The organism is Rhizobium sp. TH2 (assembly GCF_024707525.1).
Lineage (GTDB): Bacteria > Pseudomonadota > Alphaproteobacteria > Rhizobiales > Rhizobiaceae > Rhizobium_E.
Map to the genome: position 1 here is coordinate 2,779,380 of NZ_CP062231.1, position 22,964 is coordinate 2,802,343.

The 22,964-nt window shown below is 62.0% G+C and carries 18 protein-coding genes and 1 riboswitch; of the genes, 10 read left to right on the forward strand and 8 right to left on the reverse strand.

The window, feature by feature from the left end:
• Window positions 1-2: 2 nt before the first annotated feature.
• From cobN to IHQ71_RS13960, 7 genes are all read right to left on the reverse strand, one after another.
• Complete coding sequence (gene cobN / locus IHQ71_RS13930; protein WP_258162541.1) at window positions 3-3,716, reverse strand: cobaltochelatase subunit CobN; 3,714 nt, start codon at window positions 3,714-3,716, stop codon at window positions 3-5.
• Between the two features lie 61 nt (window positions 3,717-3,777).
• On the reverse strand, window positions 3,778-4,827 hold the full coding sequence (gene cobW / locus IHQ71_RS13935) for a cobalamin biosynthesis protein CobW (RefSeq protein WP_258162542.1): 1,050 nt from the start codon (window positions 4,825-4,827) through the stop codon (window positions 3,778-3,780).
• Window positions 4,828-4,831: 4 nt separating this feature from the next.
• Window positions 4,832-5,368 (reverse strand): bifunctional adenosylcobinamide kinase/adenosylcobinamide-phosphate guanylyltransferase, encoded by a 537-nt coding sequence (gene cobU / locus IHQ71_RS13940; protein ID WP_258162543.1) that lies wholly within the window; start codon window positions 5,366-5,368, stop codon window positions 4,832-4,834.
• Window positions 5,368-6,102: a CbtA family protein gene (locus IHQ71_RS13945; protein WP_258162545.1), complete on the reverse strand. Its 735-nt coding sequence runs from the start codon at window positions 6,100-6,102 to the stop codon at window positions 5,368-5,370. Before IHQ71_RS13945 ends, cobU begins: the two co-directional genes overlap by 1 nt.
• 12 nt (window positions 6,103-6,114) lie before the next feature.
• The gene (locus IHQ71_RS13950; protein WP_258162546.1) at window positions 6,115-6,306 is read right to left on the reverse strand and encodes a CbtB-domain containing protein; all 192 of its coding nucleotides are present in this window, start codon (window positions 6,304-6,306) and stop codon (window positions 6,115-6,117) included.
• 43 nt (window positions 6,307-6,349) lie between these two features.
• Window positions 6,350-6,722, reverse strand: a riboswitch (cobalamin riboswitch).
• 119 nt (window positions 6,723-6,841) lie between these two features.
• Window positions 6,842-8,416, reverse strand: a complete 1,575-nt coding sequence (locus tag IHQ71_RS13955; RefSeq protein ID WP_258162548.1) for a peptidoglycan-binding protein — start codon at window positions 8,414-8,416, stop codon at window positions 6,842-6,844.
• Window positions 8,417-8,607: 191 nt separating this feature from the next.
• Window positions 8,608-10,065 carry a cobyric acid synthase gene (locus IHQ71_RS13960; RefSeq protein WP_258162550.1) on the reverse strand — a complete coding sequence of 486 codons (1,458 nt, stop codon included), beginning with the start codon at window positions 10,063-10,065 and terminating at the stop codon, window positions 8,608-8,610.
• Window positions 10,066-10,299: 234 nt separating this feature from the next.
• On the opposite strand from IHQ71_RS13960, the gene IHQ71_RS13965 reads away from it, so the two are divergent.
• The 9 genes from IHQ71_RS13965 to IHQ71_RS14005 all read left to right on the forward strand — a co-directional run bounded on the left by IHQ71_RS13965 (window position 10,300) and on the right by IHQ71_RS14005 (window position 19,458).
• A complete protein-coding gene (locus IHQ71_RS13965) occupies window positions 10,300-10,620 on the forward strand; it encodes a hypothetical protein (protein ID WP_258162551.1) in 321 nt (106 codons plus the stop codon).
• An 887-nt stretch (window positions 10,621-11,507) separates the two neighbouring features.
• Window positions 11,508-13,106: an ABC transporter substrate-binding protein gene (locus IHQ71_RS13970; RefSeq protein WP_258162552.1), complete on the forward strand. Its 1,599-nt coding sequence runs from the start codon at window positions 11,508-11,510 to the stop codon at window positions 13,104-13,106.
• A gap of 149 nt (window positions 13,107-13,255) precedes the next feature.
• Entirely contained in the window at window positions 13,256-14,203 is a 948-nt protein-coding gene (locus IHQ71_RS13975; protein ID WP_258162553.1) for an ABC transporter permease, read from the forward strand.
• Window positions 14,204-14,216: 13 nt separating this feature from the next.
• A complete protein-coding gene (locus IHQ71_RS13980) occupies window positions 14,217-15,050 on the forward strand; it encodes an ABC transporter permease (protein WP_258162555.1) in 834 nt (277 codons plus the stop codon).
• Window positions 15,051-15,055: 5 nt separating this feature from the next.
• Window positions 15,056-16,663: an ABC transporter ATP-binding protein gene (locus tag IHQ71_RS13985; protein ID WP_258162556.1), complete on the forward strand. Its 1,608-nt coding sequence runs from the start codon at window positions 15,056-15,058 to the stop codon at window positions 16,661-16,663.
• A gap of 69 nt (window positions 16,664-16,732) precedes the next feature.
• On the forward strand, window positions 16,733-17,080 hold the full coding sequence (locus tag IHQ71_RS13990) for an MmcQ/YjbR family DNA-binding protein (RefSeq protein ID WP_258162557.1): 348 nt from the start codon (window positions 16,733-16,735) through the stop codon (window positions 17,078-17,080).
• Between the two features lie 33 nt (window positions 17,081-17,113).
• A complete protein-coding gene (locus IHQ71_RS13995; RefSeq protein ID WP_258162559.1) occupies window positions 17,114-18,100 on the forward strand; it encodes an aldo/keto reductase in 987 nt (328 codons plus the stop codon).
• A 319-nt stretch (window positions 18,101-18,419) separates the two neighbouring features.
• Window positions 18,420-19,145: a glutathione S-transferase gene (locus tag IHQ71_RS14000; protein WP_258162561.1), complete on the forward strand. Its 726-nt coding sequence runs from the start codon at window positions 18,420-18,422 to the stop codon at window positions 19,143-19,145.
• Window positions 19,146-19,173: 28 nt separating this feature from the next.
• Window positions 19,174-19,458 carry an acylphosphatase gene (locus IHQ71_RS14005; protein WP_258162562.1) on the forward strand — a complete coding sequence of 95 codons (285 nt, stop codon included), beginning with the start codon at window positions 19,174-19,176 and terminating at the stop codon, window positions 19,456-19,458.
• 19 nt (window positions 19,459-19,477) lie between these two features.
• Here IHQ71_RS14005 and IHQ71_RS14010 read toward each other — a convergent pair whose 3' ends face one another.
• Entirely contained in the window at window positions 19,478-21,442 is a 1,965-nt protein-coding gene (locus IHQ71_RS14010) for an elongation factor G (protein ID WP_258162564.1), read from the reverse strand.
• A gap of 208 nt (window positions 21,443-21,650) precedes the next feature.
• On the opposite strand from IHQ71_RS14010, the gene IHQ71_RS14015 reads away from it, so the two are divergent.
• Window positions 21,651-22,832 carry an NAD(P)-binding domain-containing protein gene (locus IHQ71_RS14015; RefSeq protein ID WP_374989994.1) on the forward strand — a complete coding sequence of 394 codons (1,182 nt, stop codon included), beginning with the start codon at window positions 21,651-21,653 and terminating at the stop codon, window positions 22,830-22,832.
• Window positions 22,833-22,964: the final 132 nt, after the last annotated feature.

A 22,964-nucleotide genomic window follows, 5' to 3' on the forward strand; every position in this document is an offset into this window, starting at 1 on the left:
ATCTAGCGCGCGTTTTCAACGCCCATCGCCGCCATCTCCGCCAGCCCGAAGCGCGCCGAATTGGATTTCGGCTTCCACATGCCGCGATCGATCGCATCGAGGAAACGCTTCGCGATATCCCTCAACGCCGCCTCGTTCTTCTCCTCGATGAAATCACGCACCGTGTCGTCCATCAGGAAGGCCCGGTAGGCCGCCTCGAAATGGTGGTCCTTCACCGCGCCGGTCGTGGCGGCGAAGGCGAACATGAAATCCACCGTCGCAGCGATCTCGGCGGCACCCTTGTAGCCATGCCGCATGACGCCCGCGATCCACTTCGGATTGACCACGCGGCCGCGCATGACGCGCGAGATTTCCTCGTCCAACGACCGAACCACCGGCTTCTCCGGCCGCGAATGGTCGTTGTGATAGATCGCCGGACGGCTGCCCGACAGGTGCTCGGCGGCGGCTGCCATGCCACCTTCGAATTGGTAATAATCATCGGAATCGAGCAGGTCATGCTCGCGATTGTCCTGGTTCTGCACCACGGCCTGGATCGTCTTCATCCGCTCGGCGAAGAGTGTGCGCGCCGCCTCGCCCTCTTCCTGCGTGCCATAGGCGTAGCCACCCCAATCGAGGAAACTTTCGGCCAGTTCGGCGCGGTCGTCCCAAAGGTTCTCATCCATCAACGCCTGCAGGCCCGCGCCATACGTCCCCGGCTTCGAGCCGAACACGCGGTGGCCGGCCTGACGTGTGCCCGATGTCTCCGCCTCACGCACCATACGCGCCGCGATCGGATTGTCGGCCTCGTCCTCGTCAAGCGCGCCGATCGCCCGCACCGCCCGGTCGAACAGCGCGATCTGCTCGGGAAAGGCATCACGGAAGAAGCCCGATATTCTCAGCGTCACGTCGACGCGCGGCCTACCGAGCACCGCCATCGGAATGATCTCGTAGCCGGTCACCCGCGCCGATCCCATATCCCAGACCGGCTTGGCGCCAATCAGCGCCAAGGCTTGGGCGATATCATCGCCACCGGTGCGCATGTTGGATGTGCCCCAGGCAGTGATGCCCATCGATGTCGGCCAGTCACCGTGATCCTGCACGTAGCGCGTGACGAGCAATTCGGCCGACTTGCGGCCCAGCTCCCAGGCGGTCGGCGTCGGTACCGAGCGCGTATCGACGGAATAGAAATTCCTGCCGGTCGGAAGCACATCCGGCCGACCACGCGTCGGTGCGCCGGAGGGACCGGGAGCGACGAAACGGCCGGAGAGGCCGGTCATCAGGGCGTCGATTTCGGCCGGACCGCAGGCCACGATAGAGGGTTTGAGACGGGTCTCGATCTCATTCATGACCAATTGGGTTTGCCGCCAATCATCCGGGCACGCGATGTCACTGGACACCAGCTTCGCCGCCAGCATTTCGATCCGCTCGACGGTGTCGGCATTGGTGCGCCAGAGGCCGTCGAAAAGTCCGGCCAGAATGTCTGGCTTCGGTCCGGTCCAAGGCGTGGCCATCTCGCAATCGAGAGGGTCGAATGTATATCCACCCAACAAATCCCCCGCAATCGCCCGCTGCAAGCTCTGCCCCGCCCCCTCACCGCTCCCACGCGGCGAACGCGCCAGCGCCACCGTCAGGTCCGTCAGCAACCGCCCCTCCGGCGACACGCCGAACACATGCAGTCCGTCCCTGATCTGCATCTCCTTCAGATCGCAGAGCCAGGCGTCGAGCTTCTGTAGCGCCATATCCTCGTCGAGCCCGGAAATGCCGACATCCTGCCCAAGCCCCGTATCGCCGGCGAGGTCGAGGATCTGCTTCTTGAGCAGCCTCAGCCGCCGCGGATCGGTGCCCTGCGCCTGGTAATATTCATCGACCAGCGCCTCGAGGTCCTTGAGATAACCGTAGCTCTCCGCCCGCGTCAGCGGTGGCGTCAGGTGGTCGATGATCACGGCGGAGGACCGCCGCTTGGCCTGTGTACCCTCGCCCGGATCGTTGACAATGAAGGGATAGAGATGCGGGGTCGGGCCGAACACCGCCTCGGGATAGCAGGTCTCGGAAAGCGCCATCGCCTTGCCCGGCAGCCATTCCATGTTGCCGTGCTTGCCCATGTGGATCACGGCATCGGCGCGGAATTCCCGCCGCAGGAAGGCATAGAATGCGAGATAACCGTGCGGCGGCACGAGATCGGCGGAATGGTATGTCTCCTTCGGATCGATATTGTAGCCGCGTGCCGGCTGGATGCCCGTCATGACATTGCCGAAGCGTGCCAGCGGCAGCGCGAACGCGCCATCGAGAAAGAAAGGATCGCTCTCCGGCGCACCCCAGCGGCCCGTCACCTCATCCTGAATCAGAGCGGGAAGCGTTGCGAAGAAGGTCTTGTAATGACTGAGCGAAAACGTCTCGCGGATCACCCGGCCGTCGGTCGCCGCATTGGTCGGTCCGGCCATCAGATGCGCGATCAGCGCATCGCCATCGGCTGGCAATTCGCCGGTTACATAGCCGGCCTCCCGCATGGCCTTCAGCACCTCGACCGAACCGGCCGGCGTATCGAGGCCGACACCATTGCCGAGCCGGCCATCCCGGTTCGGGTAATTGGCGAGGATCAGCGCAACGCGCTTGTCGGCGCTTTCGAGATGGCGAAGCCGCGCCCAGGCCACCGCCAGATCGGCTACGAAATCGACCCTGTCAGGCAGCGCCTCGGGCGTAACGATATTGACTTGTGCTTGTTCATCGAAACTCGCCGCGCGCTTGAACGACACCGCCCGCGCCAGCACCCGCCCATCGACCTCCGGCAGCGCGACATTCATGGCGAGGTCGCGGGCCGAAAGCCCCATGCTGGAACCCTCCCAGCTCTCTTTCGTCGAGCCGGAAAAGATCACTTGCAACACCTGCGCGCCGGTCTCGTCGAGCACGGTTCCGGATTTTTCCGCCCCCGGCGAGACGACGGCGAAACTTGTCGAGTTGAGCACGACATCCGGCGAGAAGCGCCTGAAGAGTTCGCGGATCGTGTTTGCCGAGAATGTATCCTTCAGGCTGGAGACGAAGATTGGCAGCACGCGGAGGCCCCGCGCCGTCAGTGCCTCGATCAGTGCTTCCACCGGCTGCGTCTGGCCACTTTGGACGAGCGCGCGGTAGAAGGTGACGACGGCGAGCGAACGTTGCTTTGAAACCACACGCTCCCACTCATCGGCATAAATCACACCTCTACCCGGCCACCATATCCCGGCCTTGGCAAGCGTCTCCGCCACCTCCGGCCTGTCACCACCCGAAACCAGCGCCTCTGCCATCCCGGCAAACCGTGCCATGTTGGTCTCGCCGCCCTCGACCAGATAGGACCAAAGCCGCGCGCAGTCCTCGCCCGCAACCGTCGACCAGGGATCAAGCCCGGCATCCGGGCGGTCGTCGCCCGGCAGCGCCGCGAACTTGAAGCCGTGTGCCTTCGACGCAGCCGTCAGCGCTTCGATCAGATAGGAGAAATAGCTGACTCCACCCAGCGCCCGCAGCACCACAAGCTTGGCATGCCGCGCGGTCTTGTCGATCCACATATCGATCGACATCGGATGCTTGAGGCTCGCCAGATTGACCAGCCGCCAGCGCGGCCCAGCCTTGTTGGCGAAGGCTGCCACGCTGGCAATCTCGGTATCGGCCGCCGACAGAAACAGGATATCGCCCGGCGACTGGCCGAGGTCGAACGCCTCGTCGCCTTCCGATATCGAACCTTTCTGGGCAAGAAGAAGATGCATCAATTACCGTCCTGAATAGCACTCGGCCTACTATGCCACGACGGCGAGCGGAGCGGCAAACTCAACCCAGCGCCCTGATATCCCGCAGGATCGCCACGTCATCCATCTCGTCATGCAGGCCGATCACCACGAGCCGCGTGCCGCGCTTCTCGTTCGCCGTCCAGGGCCGATCGAAATAGGTGTCGATCCGCGAACCGACCGCCTGGATCACCAGCCGCATCGGCTTGCCCTTCACCTCGGCAAAGCCCTTGAGCCGCAGGATGTCGTGGCGGTCGATCACCGGCTTCAGCGCTTCCACGAAGGCATTGGCATCATCAAGTGCGCCGAGTTCGACAATGAAGCTCTCGAACTCGTCATGATCATGGTCATGTGGCGCGCCTTCATGCTCAAGCTCGTGATGGGACTTGCGCAGTTCGATATGGTCTTCGGTGCCGACCCCGAGGCCGAGCAGCACCGAGGCCGGCAGGTCGCCATTGCGCGCCTCGATCATCCGCGGTTTGCGCGAAATGGCATTGGAGACAATGTCGCGGACGGACTGCAGCCCAGCGGCATCGAGCAGGTCGGCCTTGTTGAGCACGATCAGGTCGGCGGCTGTCAGCTGGTCCTCGAACAGTTCCTCGATCGGGCTCTCATGGTCGAGACCCTGGTCTTCGACCCGCTGGGCGTCGAGCGCATCGTGGTCATCGGCGAAACGGCCGGCGGCGACTGCGGCGCTGTCTACCACCGTGATCACGCCATCGACGGTCACGGCCGTCTTGATGCCCGGCCAGTTGAAGGCGGCGACCAGCGGCTGCGGCAGTGCGAGGCCCGATGTCTCGATGATGATGTGGTCGGGTCTGACGTCACGCGCCAGCAGCTTTTCCATCGTCGGAATGAAGTCATCGGCAACCGTGCAGCAGATGCAGCCATTGTTGAGCTCGATAATGTCGTCCTCGGTGCAGGCTTCAGCGCCGCAGCCCTTCAGCACGTCGCCATCGACGCCGAGATCGCCGAATTCGTTGATGATCAGCGCGATCTTCTTGCCATTGGCATTCATCAGCATGTTTCGGATCATCGTCGTCTTGCCCGCGCCGAGAAAGCCGGTGATCACCGTGGCCGGTATCTTCTGCATTGCTTCAACCCTTCATCTTGAGCGGCAGACCGGCCGCCACGAAATACACTTCGGCGGCAGCGGCCGCGATCGACTGATGAAGCCGTCCGGCATGATCGCGGAATTCCCGCGCCATGCGGTTGTCAGGCACGATGCCCAGCCCCACCTCATTGGAAACCAGGACGAGCGTCGCCTTGGTGTTCGATGTGAAATCCGCCAGCCGGGCGAATTCCTCCGCCATCTCGCGCTCATCCATCATCAGGTTGGTGACCCAGAGCGTCAGGCAGTCGACCAGTATCACATTACCCGGATGGTCGAGCGCTTCGAGCCGATCGATCAGCGCCACGGGCTCCTCATGCGTCTGCCAGCCATCGCCGCGATCGGACCTGTGTTTGGCGATGCGCTCGCGCATCTCGTCATCCCAGGCCCGGCCGGTGGCGATGTAATGGCGCAAAAGGCCGGTCTCCGCGACCAGCCTTTCCGCGAAAGCCGATTTGCCGGATCGTGCCCCGCCCAGCACCAGGACGGCACCGGGTGGAGCGCGAGGGTCAAGACCCTTCATCAGGCCGTCTTCAGCCAGCGATCGTTGATCGCGCCCATGATCAGGCCGAGCATGAGCCAGAAGAACAGCCCGGCCGAAAGCGTTGCCACGGCGAACTCGGCAGCAAGGATCGCCGGTACATTCGTCGTCTCATCAGCCGCCTGCGGCGCACCGATGACATGCGGCACGATGAGCAGCACGACACCGAGCGCCTTCGCCCAGGGCTCCTTGCGCAGGATGATCAGGTAGAGCCCGATCGCGGATGCGACGACGGTCCCGACCCACCACATCTGGCGGTCGAAGAGATCGGCGGCGGGGAAACCCGGAAGCTCCGGCGGCAGCCCCATCGACGGCAGCAGATGGAAGGAAAGCCAGGCGGCGGCGCCCCAGAGCGCACCGGTGGCGAGCGTGACGGTCCGGCCGGTGAGCAGGCTCACGGCCAGCATCACGAGCGCGAAACCCGCACCGGTGACCAGATCGGCCATCAGCGTGCCGGTCGTGCGGCCGACGCCGAACAGCATGCCGCCCTCTTCCTCGGCACCGGCAGCAGCCGTTGCTTCGTGCTCGTGGGCGTGGGCCTTGCTGACCAGCGTGAGGTTCAGGCCGGTCGTGTGGTCATGCTTTTCGGCGGGCGCGTTTTCGTATTTCTCCGCTTCGAGAATCAGCGGAACGACCTTCGCCTGCTGCGCCACCGTCTGGAGCGCACCAGCGAGCAATCCGGCCACAAGCGCAGCCAGAAGATATTTGACGATCATTTGATGGCCCCTTTAGTGGCAGGGAAAGCCGTTGGCGTGGCGAACGTCGTGTGCGGTGTCATGCAACACGGACGAATGCGCAAAGCCGGCGCCGAAGATCAGGAACGAGCCGAGAAGCAGGGCGAGAATGCCCGCAACGAGACGATCCGAAACCGGGATGGCCGAAACCGAGGTAGACCGGGTAGAAACTGCGGAATGCGCCATAACAACCTCCGTGCTGCTGGCAAGAATAAGCCTTTTTGGCGCGAATGCGCCCGTTTTGTCTGGCAGGTCTCCTGGCTCACGGGTCCAGGCCCATGCCGAAGCATGAGCCAACGCATCTTCCTCGCCTTCCCGAAGGTTCTGCCTCTGCGCGTGGGGGACGATTCGTAGATGGGAGGCGTCCCGCCCCGTGTTGCCGCATAGGCCCTTCAGTGGCTTTGAAGCACTCTCTCCGCCGTCCGCCCAGGCAACATTGCCTTGGTCACGTCAGGCTTTGAAAACACTCCTGGAATTTGCTTGTCCGCTCTACAGTCGCGGGGTCGGCCGGGATGAAAACGCCCTGATTGGGTCCATTCTTCCCATTCCCTTTTGATCCCTTGGGCTTATGCCCGCTGGGAACCAAACAGGCTGGAATCTAGAAGGTCCATGCACCCGAGTCAATCGGCATATCGACATCCGCCTGTCGCGAATGCGCCAGCATCTCCGAAACAAGAACGGGGCGCCAAGGCGCCCCGTTCAAAGTATGTATCGATACCGCTCAGCAACGGCGCCGTTTGCGGCAGCCGCCGTTGAACCTGATCTTGACCTTTACGCGGTTGTTGTACCGCGCCCTGTTGCGGAAGGGCTTGACCACGACCACAGCGGCGGGGCGTCTGACCACAACGCGCGGCCGGACCACGACCCATTCGGTACGCGGGCGCACACGACGGATCACAACGGGAGCAGCGGTCGCCAGCCAGGTCGCATAGGACGCGGCCGAAGCAACGCGAATCCCGTCGATCTGGTCTTCCGAGAGATAGCCGGTGACCGGTGCGCCGTTGTCCTGTTGCCAGGAGGCGATCGCATCACGGGTGCGCGGACCGAACGAACCGTCGGTGCCCTGCGTGTCGTAACCGAGCGCGCTTAGCCGGCCCTGCATTTCGTGACGCTGCTCGCGGTCGAGCACGGACGCTTCGATATCCTCGGAACCTTCGGTGTACTGGGCCTGCTGCTGTTGCTGATCCTGGTTCTGCGCCTGGTCCGGCTGCTGGGTGAGCCCGCCCTGCTTCTTCGCCATGCTGTTCTGCCGATCGGCGGCTGCCGAATCGTCATCCTGCGTGTTGGCCGTGTCCTGCGCCTGATCGTCTGCCGGCTGGGACTGGTCGTCCTCGGCGGCCTGATCGTCGGGCTGCTGCTTGTTGTTCTTGCGGTTGCCGGCGACATTGGCCTTGTTGGTCGCATCGTTCTGCGTGTCGTCGCCCTCGGCAATCGTCGGATCGGGCTGTTCGGCGGCCGTCAGCTGCACGACGCGGGCTTGGGCGATGGCCGCGAACTTGCCGTTCGGATAGGCCCTCAGATAGGCCTCGTATTCGTTCACCGTGTTGCCGTCCGAAGCGGCCTTCCACAGTGCATATTCCTGTTCCCAGTCAGCGCCGGCGGCGGGCTTCTCTTCCGTCTGCGCGGTCTCGGTCGCGGCATTGTCGTCCGCAGCGTCGGTCTGGGCCTGGTCCTGGGCGTCCGGCTGGGTGTCTGCCTGGTCCTGTGCCTCGGCCTGCTGGTCCTCGGCCTGGTCGTCCTGCGCGGGCTCGACCTTCTTGGAGGTGACCTCGACGGACTCTTCGGCCGGCGCATTCGCCTTCGCGACAAGATTCTCGATACGGGTCTTGGCGACCTTGGCGAACTTGCCGTTGGGGAATTGCTTCAGGTATTTCTCGTAATCCGCCTGCTTGCCTGTCTTGGAGACCTGGCGCCACAGCTCGACATCCTTGGCCGCATCGGCGGTCGATTGCGCATTGTCGGCGGGCACGTTCTTGGAGACGTCGTTGACAGCCGCGGTCTCGTCGGCAGGAACAGCCGTCTGGGTCGCGGCATTCAGCTCTTCGATCCGGCGCTTGGCGACATTGGCGAATTTGCCGTTGGGATAGACGCGGAGATATTTCTGGTAATCAGCCGGCTTGCCACCCTTGTTTGAGGTGCGCCACAGCTCGAATTCCTTCTGCCAGCCCGAATCGCCCGGCGCTTCCGCCGCGGGAGCACTCTGCGCATACGCGACCGAGATCTCGATCGGCGAAATGGCGACTGAAAACGTGACGACGGATGCCATCAGGATATTGATGTGTTTGGGCAAATTCATTTCTTCCCCCGTTTGCCTGAAATCTTTGTTTCAGCTCCACTATGTCAAGATGTTCTAATCATAGCGCGGCTGAAAATAGAAAGCACGATAAAAGACGTTGGAGACGCCTGTTCATCCTATGCACGGCTGGTGCGGTCCATTTATTCGAAACTTTATTGTCGACAACATGAACTGTTGCTGAACAGCTCGTTTCAACAGGCCATCAGCGCGTCGAGCCAGCGCCGATCGAGATGCCGCTCGAGCTCGGCGGCGACGCCGTCCAATGCATCGTCGACGGACTTCCGGTAATCCGACTGCCCGCCCTCGATCCCAAAGCTCGCCAGAAGCCGCGCACGAAAAGCGTCGCTGTCGAACAGGCGGTGCAGATAGGTCCCCGCGATCCTGCCATCGACGGACATCGCACCATCCGCTCGCCCCTCGATCTCGACATAGGGCCTGAGATGATCCGGCCCGTCGGTCTCGCCGAGATGGATCTCGTAGCCTGAAAGCGCCGCATCGAACGGTATCGACCGCGCCGAGGAATTCGCGAGCCGCTTTTCGGGCGCCATGACGGTTTCGACATCGAGCAGTCCGAGTCCCTCGACCTCGGCAACGCTGCCTTCGATCCCGAGCGGATCGCGCACCCTGCGCCCGAGCATCTGGTAGCCCCCGCAAATGCCGATCACGCGTCCGCCGCGCCGCGCATGCGCCATGATCTCCCTGTCCCAGCCCTCGGCCTTGAGCGCAATGAGATCCGAGATCGTCGCCTTCGAACCCGCCAGCACCACCAGCCCCGCGTCCGAGGGCATCCGCTCGCCGGGCCTGACGAAAACGAGTTCGACCGAAGGCTCCGACCTCAGCGCGTCGAAATCGTCGAAATTGGCGATCCTCGGCGTGACCGGCATCGCGATCTTCAGAGCCCTCGCCTCGCCCTTCGCCAGCCGTTCGAGCGTGACGGAATCCTCGGCCGGCAGCCGTCCCGCATCCCGAAGCCAGGGAATGACGCCGAAACAGGGCCAGCCGGTAAAGCGCTCGATCGCACGAATGCCGTCATCGAACAGCGTCACGTCGCCACGGAACTTGTTGATCAGATAGCCTGATATCATCGCCCGGTCCTCGGGCGGCAGGATCAAGTGCGTGCCTGCCACCGATGCAATTACGCCGCCCCGGTCGATGTCGCCCACCAGCACCACCGGCACCCCGGCCGCACGGGCAAAACCCATATTGGCGATGTCGCCCGGCCGCAGGTTGATCTCAGCGGGCGAACCGGCGCCCTCGACGATGACGAGATCGGCGCCCGCCGCGACTGTCTCATAGCTTTCGAGCACCCGGCCAAGCAGTTCCGGCTTCAGCCGCTGGTAATCGCGCGCCTTCGCCTGGCCATAGACATGGCCCTGGACGACGATCTGGCTGCCATTGTCGGTTTGCGGCTTGAGCAATACGGGGTTCATATGGACCGAACTCGGCACCCGCGCGGCCATGGCCTGCAGCCACTGCGCCCGGCCGATCTCGCCGCCGTCGTCGCTGACCGCGGCATTGTTCGACATGTTCTGCGGCTTGAACGGCCGCACCTTGAGGCCGCGATTGGCGGCAAGCCTGCAGAGGCCGGCGACAAGCACGGTCTTGCCGACATCCGATCCGGTTCCCTGCAGCATGATTGCCCTGGTCATCACATTCTCCTTGGCCCGCACCGCAAATGCCATCGCGCGGCGCCGCGCGCAAGCCGCCTTTCGCAGGGCTGTCCGCGACTATTAAATTTCGCCGGCTAAATTTAATAGTGCTCAAATGATTGCTTTAGCACCTGCTGAATTGTACAATTCTCTTCACGACCGGCGGGGGTCGAATCTTGATTCGCGGTGAAACCGCCGGCAAACGATGCCGGGGTTCACATGCGAAAAATTTCCATGATGCTCATGCCTCTAATGATAATCGCAGCGCCGCTTGCCGCGCAGCCGGTCTCGCCCCACGAAAAGGTCTCCGAGATCTACAAGATCCTCGAACTCTGTCCGAGCCTGAAGATCAACCGGAAGGCACTGGACAGGTTCGCCATGCTCAACGGCATCGATCTCACGCCGGGCTCGCGCGACGAGCGCTGGTTTGTCCGGCGCGCCGCTTACGACGTCCGCAAGATCAGGCAACGCAACAATGCGTTCATATGCTCGCTCGGGATCACGAAATACGGCCCGGAGGGCGGGGTCGCAAAAGGGATGATGCTGACCAATTGAAGTTTGCCCGGCGCGACAAACGCGATCGCGCCATTGGCGACACGACCAGGAACACGGTCTGAAATTAGGCTCCGGTACGCAATACCTGATCCGGAGACGGCGGGCTTTTGGCCTCCCGTGAGGAGACAAGTAGCCCACACATCGTTACCGGATCGTTATCGGGGTCGAATTAAGGGGCGATTTAAAATTTTTTTTGGGGCTAGGCCAAAAAAAATGTTGTCGTAATCCGACGACGCACATTGAACAGAAAGTGTCAAAGCTCGGCCATGACAGGTGTTTGGTTTTTTGCCGCAACCCGGTTTTCCGCCGCTTATGCGCTATGAGCACATAGTGCCCTCAACCTATGATACACATTCGTAAAGTGCGTTTACCTGCCAAATGTCATCTATTGCCCACCGATATGGCATTCGCTCGGCAAGGGGGTGTTGATTTCTCTGAGATAAGCCGTAAGTTCCATTCAGCAACATAAAAGCACGTGGTGACAGGGTTCCACGACGTGCGCGAAAAACAAGAATTGCATCGGGGGTCGGTCGGCTCCCGCCTGGATGAACTTGGACCCGTCAAAGAAAAAAATCAGGGAACGAGCCAAGCTCCGCCAGGCACCATGACAAGGCCCCGGCACGTATCATGCCATGCGCGCCGGCCATTGGGGAAAACTGGGAAATACGGACGCTTGCAATACTGGATAGTGCTCAATCCGTTCGGGAACGCCGTGGCGTCCCGTCTTCTTGACCCTCCGCTTTGTTATGACCGGCCAGCGCTTAACCACGCCGGCAGCGACACTATTTGTTTTGTTGACGCCGTCCGGGGATCATGAAATCTTCGATTTAAGCTCAGGGGAACAAGCTTGAGCACCGTCTTGACTAGGTAAAAACAGGGAGACTGAAATGAGTGAATTTGAACATAAATTGCGCGAAGCCGAACGGCGCGTGCGCAGTGGCCACATGACCCGCCGCGACTTCATGCAGTTCGCCGCTGCGGCAGGTATCGCCATTCCGTTGGCGTCCACCATGTTCTCGAAGGCCGAGGCGCAGGAACCCAAGAAGGGCGGCACTTTCCGCATCGGCATGGAAGGCGGCTCAGCATCCGACTCGCTCGACCCGACGACCTATTCCGACTCCGTCATGATCGCGGCATCGCTTTGCATCATGAACAACCTCGTCGAATTCGACGCCGACGGCAACCCAACCGGCGAACTGTTCGAAACCTGGGACGTCCAGCCGGGCGCGCAGGATTGGGTCTTCAATGTTCGCCAGGGCATCAAGTTCTCGAACGGCAAGACGCTCGACGCCGACGACATCATCTACTCGATCGGCCTGCACCGCGGCGACAAGACGAAGTCCCCGGCCAAGGGCAATCTCGAGCAGATCGCCGAAATGAAGGCACTGTCGCCGACCCAGGTCGGAATCACGCTGAAATCCGGTAACGCCGACTTCCCGGCGATCCTCGGCGACTACCATCTCGTCATCGTTCCCAAGGATCACACCGACTGGGATATGCCGATCGGCACCGGCGCCTACACGCTCGAAAGCTTCGAGCCGGGCGTTCGCCTCGTCTTCAAGAACCGCGGCGACTACTGGAAGCCCGGCCGTGGCAACTTCGAAACCGTCGAGATCCTCAACATCCAGGACCCGGCGGCACGCACCGCCGCTCTCCAGTCCGGCCAGGTCGATGCGGTCAACCGTCTCGACGCGCGTACCGTCGACCTTCTGATGAAGGACCCGAACCTCGCGATCGTCCGCACCAAGGGCACCGGCAACCGTTTTTGCTTCGTGTCCCGCGTCACCATGGATCCCTTCACCAACAAGGATCTGCGCCTTGCTCTCAAGTGGGGTATCGACCGCGAGAAGATCATCAAGCAGGTCTATAGCGGTTACGCAACGCCGGGCAATGACCATACGCTCGACGCGCTGAACCCCTACTACAACACCGAAATGCCGCAGCGTACCTACGATCCGGACAAGGCTGCCTTCCACTTCAAGAAGGCAGGCCTCGCGCCCGGCACCAAGATCGAACTGCAGACGTCGGAAGGCGCCTGGGGCTCGGCTGTCGATTGCGCCCAGATCTACCAGGAATCGATCAAGGCCGCAGGCATCGACCTCAGCGTCAACAAGGTCTCCGGCGACGGTTACTGGGACAATGTCTGGCTGAAGGTTCCCTTCTGCGCCGTGTATTGGGGCCGCCGCCTGACCGCCGACGTCTACTTCACGGAAGTGTTCGGCTCCGGTTCGTCGTGGAACGACTCCGATTGGCGCGTTCCGGAATTCGATGCTCTGGTCGCCGAGGCCCGTATCGAACTCGACGATGCAAAGCGCAAGGAAATCTACTTCAAGTGCCAGGAAATGATCGCCGAGGACGGCGGCCAGATCTGCTTTGCGATCACCGACTATCTCGACGGCTACTCGCCGAAGGTTGCCGGCGTCAAGCAGCATGCCCGCTACGACCTTGACGACAACCGCGTGGCCGAGAAGGCCTGGTTCGCTTGATAGCTTGAAACAGGGACAGGCCGGTTCGCCGGCCTGTCCTGCCATGAGCCTGCCGGCGGCAATCGATGGGGATGACAGAACTCGACCCGCCAGACAGACTTCGAGGCGATTGGTGCAAAGACCCGACAATAAAAATAGGGGACGGCTCGATGCTGCGTCTGCTGGTATCCCGGATCATTCTGGGATTGTTAACTCTCATTGCGGTGAGCATACTTATCTTCGCCGCCACTGAAATCCTGCCAGGTGACGTGGCAAGTGCGGTTCTCGGTCAGGGTGCAACCCCTGAAACGCTTGCCGCCTTCCGCTTGGAACTCGGTCTCGACCGTCCAGCCTATCTCCGGTATTTCGATTGGGCCTGGGGCGTGCTGCATGGCGACCTCGGCGTGGCGCTGACCAACAAGCGCGACATCCTGAAATCGATCACCCCGCGTTTCCAGAACACGCTGTTCCTTGCCGGCTTTGCCGCGATAATCGCCGTGCCGCTTGCGGTCGGCCTCGGCATTCTCGCCGCGATCAACGAAGGCAAGTGGCCCGACAAGCTCGCCAATATCCTGTCGCTGGCGGCGATCTCGGTACCGGAATTCTTCATTGCCTACCTGCTGATCCTGTTGTTTGCCGTCAAGCTTGCATGGTTCCCCTCGCTGGCAACGGTCTACAACACGATGGGCTTCACCGAGCGGCTCTATGTAGCCACCCTCCCCGCGGTCACCCTGACCTTGCTGGTCACGGCCCATATGTTGCGCATGACGCGATCCTCCGTGCTCTCGATCATGTCCCAGCCCTATATCGAAATGGCCTTCCTCAAGGGCTTGCCGCGTTCGCGCGTCATCGTCCATCACGCGCTGCCCAATGCCGCGGCCCCGATCGTCGCCGTCATCGCGCTCAACCTCGCCTATCTCATCGTCGGCGTCGTGGTCATCGAGGTGGTGTTCGTCTATCCCGGCATCGGCCAGTTCATGATCGATGGCGTGACCAAGCGCGACCTGCCCGTTGTTCAGGCCTGCGGCCTGGTCTTCGCCTCCGCCTTCATCATCCTCAACACCATCGCGGACATATTGAGTATCCTTGTCAATCCGCGACTGCGCAGACCGAAGTGAGGGGCAGATCGAGATGAAGATTTTCGGACGCAAACCAACGTTTACCGCCTGGATTGGCATCGTCATCATCGCGATATTCATTGTCATCGCGATCTTCGCACCCTGGCTCGCCCCTTATGGCGAAGCCGAAACCGTCGGCGACACATGGGCACCGGCTTCGGCCCAGTTCTGGCTCGGCACCGACAATATCGGCCGCGACATGCTCTCGCGCCTTATGTATGGCGCCCGCATGACCATCGGCGTCGCACTGATGACGACGATCCTGTCCTTCCTCATCGGAACCGTCGCCGGCCTGTTCGCCTCGATCGGCGGACCGGTGATCGACCAGATCATGTCGCGCTTCGTCGACATCATGCTGTCGATCCCGCAACTGGTCTTCGCGCTGATCATCCTGTCGATGTTCGGCTCCTCGATCCCGACGCTGGTGCTGACCATCGCCATCCTCGACTCGACCCGCGTCTTCCGCCTGGCGCGCGCCGTCTCGATGAACATCGTCGTGCTCGAATATGTCGAAGCCGCACGCCTGCGCGGCGAAGGCAACTGGTATATCATGCGCCGGGAGATCCTGCCGAACATGCTGCCGCCGATGATCTCGGAATTCGGCCTCAGGTTCTGCTTCAACTTCCTGTTTGTGGCGGGCCTGTCCTTCCTCGGCCTCGGCATCCAGCCGCCGTTCGCGGACTGGGGTGGCATGGTGCGCGAGAGCGGGCGAGCCATCTCCTTCGGCCTTGCGGCTCCGCTCTGGCCGGCGATGATGATCGCCCTCATGACCATCGGCGTGAACCTCGTCGTCGACTGGATCCTGTCCATCAATGCCCGTCCGTCGGGCGCATCGGCGGAGATGTAAGAGACATGGCTGACTCCATACTGAAGCTCGTCGACCTCAGGGTCGAGACCGTCAACGGCCTTGTCCTCGTCGACAACGTCTCGCTCGAACTCAAGCGCGGCGAAGTCGTCGGCCTGATCGGCGAATCCGGTGCGGGCAAGTCCACCATCGGGCTCTCCTCGATGGTCTATGCACGCGCCGGCTGCCGCATCACCGGCGGCCGCGTCGAGATCGACGGCGTGAACGTCCGCGATCTTTCGCCCGATGGCCGCCGCGACATGCGCGGCCAGCGCATCGCCTATATCGCGCAATCCGCAGCCGCCTCCTTCAATCCGGCCCACACGATCATGCAGCAGGTCTGCGAAATGCCGATCGAGCATGGCCTGATGAAGAAGGACGAAGCGGAAAAGGCCGCCGTCGAGCTGTTCCGCTCGCTCGGCCTGCCCAACCCCGAAACCTTCGGCGACCGCTACCCGCATCAGGTCTCCGGCGGCCAGCTGCAGCGCGCCATGACGGCGATGGCGATCTCCTGCCGGCCCGACATCCTGGTGTTCGACGAGCCGACCACCGCGCTCGACGTGACGACCCAGATCGAAGTCCTCGCACTGATCAAGCGGCTGATCCAGGAACTCAACACCGCGGCGCTCTACATCACCCATGACCTCGCCGTCGTCGCCCAGGTGACCGACCGCATCATGGTGCTGCGCGGCGGCAAGATGATCGAGCTCGACACGACCGAGAATATCCTCAACAAGCCGGAAAACGCCTATACCCAGGCGCTGGTCTCCGAACGCAAGGCCGCCGATCACTTCGGCGACATCATCGAGGACAATCGCGGCGAGACCGTGCTCAAGGTCGACAATGTCGTCGGCATGTACGGCGATTTCACCGTGCTGAAGAACGTGTCGATCAACGTGGCCAAGGGCGAAACGGTCGCCGTCGTCGGCGAGTCCGGTTCGGGCAAGAGTTCGCTCGCGCGCCTCGTCGTCGGACTCCTGCCGAGGGCTTCGGGTTCGGTCAAGTTCGACGGCAAGGAATTGTCGACGAGGACCAAGGATCGTACCAAGGACGACCTGCGCAAGATCCAGCTCATCTACCAGCTGCCCGACGTGGCGCTCAATCCGCGCCAGACGATCGGCGAGATCATCGGCCGGCCCTACGCCTTCTATTTCAACAAGTCGCAGGCGGAAGTGAATGCTCGCGTGGCCGAGCTTCTGCGCCAGGTCGGACTGCCGGAGGATTATGCCGGACGCCTGTCGACCGCGCTTTCGGGTGGTCAGAAGCAGCGCATCTGCATCGCGCGTGCGCTGGCCGCCAATCCGGAACTGATCATCTGCGACGAGCCAACATCGGCGCTCGACCAACTGGTCGCCGAGGATATCCTCAAGCTCCTGAAGAAGCTGCAGGACGACCTCGGCCTCGCCTATCTGTTCATCACCCACGACCTCGGCATCGTCCGCCGCATCGCCCACCGCACGGCGGTCATGCTGCGCGGCGAAGTGGTGGCTGAAGGCCCGACCGAACAGATCTTCAGCCCACCTTTCCACCCCTATACGGAAAAGCTGATTTCCTCGGTTCCGGAAATGCGCACCGACTGGCTCACCGACGTGCTGGCCAAGCGCAAGATCGTGTGAGGTCGAAGCAATATCGAACATCGGAGCCGCGCTATTCGCGCGGCTTTTTTGTTGTGCTAAGCTTCTCCCATGACTTTCGAAGACCTGACCAAAATCCTGCTCACCTGGCCGCTGGTCGAGGCCTCGACCTCCTACGGCACGCCCTCCTTCAAGGTGAAGGGCAAGCTGCTCACGCGGCTCCGCGAGGACGGTGATTCCCTGCTCATCAAGGGCGTGGAACCCGACGAGCGCGACATGCTATGCGAAGCCTTTCCCGATCTCTATTACTTCACCGACCACTACCGCGACTATCCGATGGTGCTGATCCGCCTCTCCCGCGCCGATGCCGAGACCGTCACCGGCATGCTCGACCGCACCTATCAGGCGCTGCTGCCTAAGAAGCGCGGGGCACGGCTTGACACCCCTCGCCCGGCCTGAAAAGTTCCGCGCGAAAAGACAGGAGCCAAGATCATGAAATCAAGACAGTTCAGCCGCACCCCCTGGTCGGTATCCGAAATCGGCTTCGGCGCCTGGGCCATCGGCGGTTCCTGGGGCGATGTCAGCGAGACCGATGCCAAGGGCGCCGTGCACGCCGCACTCGACGCCGGCATGACCTTCATCGACACCGCCGACGTCTATGGCGACGGCCGCTCCGAGCGCATCATCCGCGATGTGTTGAAGGAGCGCGGTGGCACCCGCCCGATGGTCGCCACCAAGGCCGGCCGCCGCCTGCCCAAGCAGGTCGTCGAGGGCTATACGAAGGAAAATCTCGAAGACTGGATCGACCGTTCGCTGACCAATCTCGGCGTCGATGCGCTCGACCTCGTCCAGCTCCATTGCCCGGCGAACGACGTCTATTACCGCCCCGGCATTTTCGAAATCCTCGAAGGCTTCGTCGCCAAGGGCAAGATCAAATTCTATGGCGTCTCGGTCGAGAAGGTCGAGGAAGGCCTCAAGGCACTCGAATATCCCAACCTCGTCTCGGTGCAGGTCATCTACAACATCTTCCGGCAGCGCCCCGCCGACCTGTTCTTCCAGCAGGCCAAGGCGAAGAACGTAGCGACCATCATCCGCGTGCCGCTTTCCTCGGGCATGCTGACCGGCAAGATGAAGGCCGACAGCCAGTTCGCCAAGGACGACCACCGCGCCTTCAACCGCAACGGCGAAGCTTTCGACATGGGCGAGACCTTCTCGGGCGTGCCCTACGAGACCGGCCTCGAAGCCGTCGAACGACTCCGCCCGCTGGTCCCCGGTGGTGCCACGATGGCGCAATTCGCGCTCCGCTGGATCCTGATGCAGGACGCCGTCACCGTCATCATCCCCGGCGCCAAGAACAAGCAACAGGCCGAGGACAATGCGGCATCATCTGATCTGGCTCCCCTGCCGGCCGATGTGATGGCCGAGGTGCGGAAGGTCTACGAGGAGCTGATTAAGGTGCATGTGCATCAACGGTGGTGAGATGCACGGGGTTGCTTCACCCCTCACCAACTTCGGCCATGCGATCGGCTTCGCCTCTCGCGGCCTTCGTATCCTCTCCCACAAGGGGAGAGGTAAACTCACGGCGCCGATGCGCCTTTTCCGCGACGTCGAATTTGTGGCGAGGACGGTGCCGCGAATCTACCTCTCCCCTTGTGGGAGAGGATAGCAAGTCCGCGTGAGCCAAAGGCGAAGGCATGGACGCGCTTGGTGAGGGGTTCAGCCAAGCGTGCAACTGTTCCTGCCATCACCATAAATCCGTGCTAACCTCTCGTCAGACAACCAAAGTCGCGAGGTTCACATGACCTATGAACTCTACTACTGGGACGGCATGCAGGGTCGCGGCGAGTTCGTCCGGCTGGCGCTGGAGGATGCCGGCGCCGCTTACATCGACGTCGCGCGAGAACCCGATCGCGGCACCAGAGAAATGATCAAGCTCATGAAGAGCACATCGGAGCCGCACATCCCCTTCGCCCCGCCGTTCCTGAAAGATGGCGACCTGATCGTCTCGCACGTGGCCAATATCCTCTTCTACCTCGGCCCGAAGCTCGGGCTGGCGCCTGCGGGCGAGCCGCTCCGCTGGTTTGCCAACGGCCTGCAACTTACCATCACGGATTTCGTCGCCGAGGCGCACGACACACACCATCCGATCGCAATATCCAAGTATTTCGAGGAACAGAAGCCGGAAGCCGAAGCCCGCACATCGGAATTCCTCCAGAACCGCGTCCCCAAATTCCTCGGCTATTTCGAACGCGTCTTGCAGCAGAACCCTGATGGCAGCGGCCATGTTGTCGGCAATCGCATTACCTATGTCGATCTTTCCCTGTTCCAGGTGATGGAAGGACTTAGCTACGCCTTCCCCAAGGCCATGAAGCACTATGCCGGGCACTATCCCGGCCTCGAAAGGCTTTGGGAGAAGGTAAGAGGCCGGCCTAACATCGCGGACTATCTCGCTTCGCCACGCCGGGCCGCCTTCAACGAGCATTGCGTTTTCCGCCATTATCCCGAACTCGACATCGCGCTATAATCGCGTTCCGCTCCCTGGAGACGAGGTCATGGCCGCCCAGCAGCAAGCTTTTCAAGTCCGCATCACAGGTCGCGTGCAAGGCGTCGGCTTCCGTGACTGGACCGCCCGCGAGGCCAGGCTGCTCGGGCTGGCTGGATGGGTGCGCAACGAGCGGGACGGCAGCGTCACCGCCTTGTTCGTCGGCCCCGAGGATGCAGTCGCCGCCATGATCGAACGCCTATGGAAAGGCCCAAGGCTCGCATCGGTGTCCGACGTGACGTCGCAAGTCGCCTCCATTGCGGAAATGCCGGCCGGCTTCCGCATTACCGACTGAATATGGCCAAATGACCCCTTCAATGCTCGGCGCGCGCCGTCCCGTGCGCCTTCACAATCGCATCGGCTTCCTTGCCGTAGAGTTCCTCGAAATGATCGAAGCTCTTGGAAAAATAACCGATGCCCTGCGTGGCCGAACGTAGCGCCCGCGCCAGTTCGTCGAGCGCGCCACCGGGAATGAGCGCCCTGAAAATATCCCATCCCTTGGCGGTCTCGTCCCGGTCGAAGCCCAGCACCTGTCCCTTGAGTGCCGACACGATCTGAACGAGGCTGCCCGAATAGACCGATGGAACATGGATCTCGCCGCGGAAGACCGGCTGCATCAGCACCGCCGCGCCATCCGACAGTGCTTGCCGGACGCCCATTTTCGACGCGGTCCGGAAGGCATGTTCGGAACTGTCGACGGCATGGTGCTGGCCGTCGGACAGCGTAACCGCGACATCGATGACCTGGAATCCGAGCGGCCCCTTGTCCATCGCGTCGCGCGCGCCGTTTTCGACGGCCGGGATATAGTTGCGCGGCACCACGCCGCCCTTGACGGTCTCGTTGAACCTGAAACCCTCGCCGCGCCCGTTGGGCCGTATGCTCAGTTTCACATCCGCGAATTGCCCGGCACCGCCCGTCTGCTTCCTGTGGCGGTAGTGAACCTCCGCCGGCTTGGAAATCGTCTCGCGATAGATCGGGTTGGGCGCCCGCTCGGTCGCAGCGATATGAAAGACGTCGGCAAGCTGCCGGCAGAGATCGCGCAGGTGCAGCGGCCCCTGGGCGCAGACAAGCTGGGCGCCGGTGCTCTCCTCCTGCATGACCTTCAGCCCGCGATCCACTTCCGAAAGCTTCGCCAATGTTTCCGAGAGCTTGGTTTCGTCGCGTTCGCTGCCGGGAACCAGAATTCTTTCCAGCATCGGCGTCGGCGGTTCGGTCCAGTCCGGCGGTGCGATGGCCGCATCGGCAGTGAGCAGCGACGGAACAGCCAGGTGGTCGGATTTGACCGCCGCAAACACATCCCCTGCGGATGGCTGGAAAGGCGTGCCGGCCTTTCCGTTCGCGGGATCCTGCACTGCGCCGAGACCCGAACCGCCCAGCGAGGCGCCCTGTTTCAGTCCGTCACTCAATGCCCGAACCAGCACCGTCTTGCCGACATTCTGCCGGTGATAGGCATGGAACCCCACGGCCTTGAGTTTGCCGGCATCGACATTATCAGCAGCAGCAGCGAGGCGTTCGCGAAGGGCACCGACATCGGGCGCCTCGTGGCGCAGCGCCTTCATCAGCCGCATCATGCCGTTGCCGTGGCTTGCGGCCCCGATCAACACCGGGATCATCCGGTTTTCCCTCAGAACCCGCGAGGATATGTCATAAAGCGCATCGGAGGGCGGTTCGCGGTCCTCGATCAGTTCCTCGAGCAGCCAATCGTCGAATTCCGAGAGATGTTCGAGCAGCGCCGCCCGTGCCTCGTGCTCGCGCTCGGCCACGCTGTCGGGGATGGCGATCAGCGAAGAGGTCTGGCCCTCGCGATAGCGCCAGGCGCGCTCGGAAATCAGGTCGCAACTACCGACGATCTTGTCGCCTTCGCGGATGGGGATCTGGCGCAACAGCAGCGTGTGGCTGGCATAATCCTGCAGCGCCGCGATCACATCCCTGAGCCGCCCTTTCGGCTGGTCCATCCCATTGACGAAGAGGATGCAGGGTGTCCCCGAGGCCTCGATGATCCTGAGATAGGGTGCCGCGAGCACCGCCTCTTCAGGCGCCGGGGAAACACACAATATGCAGGCATCACTGGCAAGCAGCGCATTCTGAACATGCGCCAGGGCCTCGCTCCCTCCCGGCGCATCCAGCGCGCACCACGCCTCGTTGAGGAAACTGAATTCCGTGAGGTTCAATCCATAGGGGGAATTGGACTTCCGAGGCGTTCCCTCCAGCGAGCCGAGCTTGTCGACCACGGTCGACTTACCGGTCTGCGAGGGGCCGAGTACAGTAAAACAGCGCATAGGCGTTCCTCCGACTGCCAAAGCACGATCTCCACAGTCACAACATGCCCTGAACCGGTCCGGGATGCCAGAGGAGTATTTTACTTCTTGATCAAATATCTAAGGTCAGGTTGAATATCAAACATTGCGGACGGGCACTTTCCCTTGGAGTCAACCCATGAGCGAGCATGACACTGTCGTCATCGGCGGCGGCCAGGCCGGGCTTGCCATGAGCTACCATCTTTCTTCCCGGAACCGCGATCACGTGGTCCTCGAGCGCGGCAGGATCGCGGAACGCTGGCACGGCGAGCGTTGGGATTCCCTGCGGTTCCAGTTTCCCAACTGGACGATGGCGTTGCCCGGAATGGCCTATGACGGTCCCGAGCCGGATGTCTTTGCGCATTATCGCGATGTCGCCAAATTCATCGAAAGCTACGCGCGCCACATCGAAGCTCCCGTCCGCCCCGGCGTCGAAGTTATCAGGCTGCAGCGCACGGCATCCGGCCGTTTCCAGATTGAAACCAGTGCAGGCGACCTCACCTCACGTCATGTCGTCGTCGCGACCGGCCCATTCCAGCGACCTTTGGTACCCGGCATTTCAAGCCGTCTCCCTGCCCGCATAGCTCAGATCCATGCCGCCGACTATCGTAATCCCGAGACCCTGCCGTCGGGTGCGGTACTCGTCGTCGGTAGCGGAGCATCGGGCTGCCAGATCGCTGAGGAATTGCTGTCGGCCGGGCGCACTGTCTATCTCAGCATCAGCCGTCATCGCCGCGTGCCTCGAAGATATCGTGGCCGCGATTTGTTCTGGTGGCTAACCGAACTCGGCCGCTTCGACGTCACCATCGATAGTTTCCCTGACCGGCGACCTCTGCCCACCGCCCTCATCACCGGTGTTAACGGCGGCTATGATGTGGACTTGCGCCGCTTCGCGGCCAATGGCGGTCATGTGCTGGGATATCTTCGCGGCACCGATGGCGAGCAACTCCATTTCAACGGCAATGCCGAGCAACTCCTGTCGGAAGCGGACAGCACCTACTCCGATTTCGTGCTGGCGGCCGAGAATCATGTTGCGGCGAGAGGGCTGGATCTGCCACCTGCCGAACCGCCGTCGTCCCGCCATACCCGCCATATTGGATCTATCGAGCCTGTGCTCAACCTCGACGCCGCAGCATCAGGCATTAAGACCGTCATCTGGGCCACCGGCTATGAGTACGACTATCGCTGGATCGACATGGACCTTTTCGATGCCCAGGGCGCGCCGAAACAACAGCGCGGCGTCACCGATTGCCCTGGCCTCTACTTTCTGGGCCTGCATTGGATGCACACATTAAAGTCGGGCCTGTTCTTCGGGGTCGGTGAGGACGCCGCGTTCATCGCCGAACACATTTCGGCGCGAAGTTCTGGGTGATCGCCGTAAGCCCTGCTCACCTGGCCGAAATTGGTGAATGGATTCCCAGGCTCGGAGTCATTTTCTTCCAAGCAAAATCAACGGATTATAAGAAATATAAGAATATTTTCCTTACCACCCATCCCCGCCGTC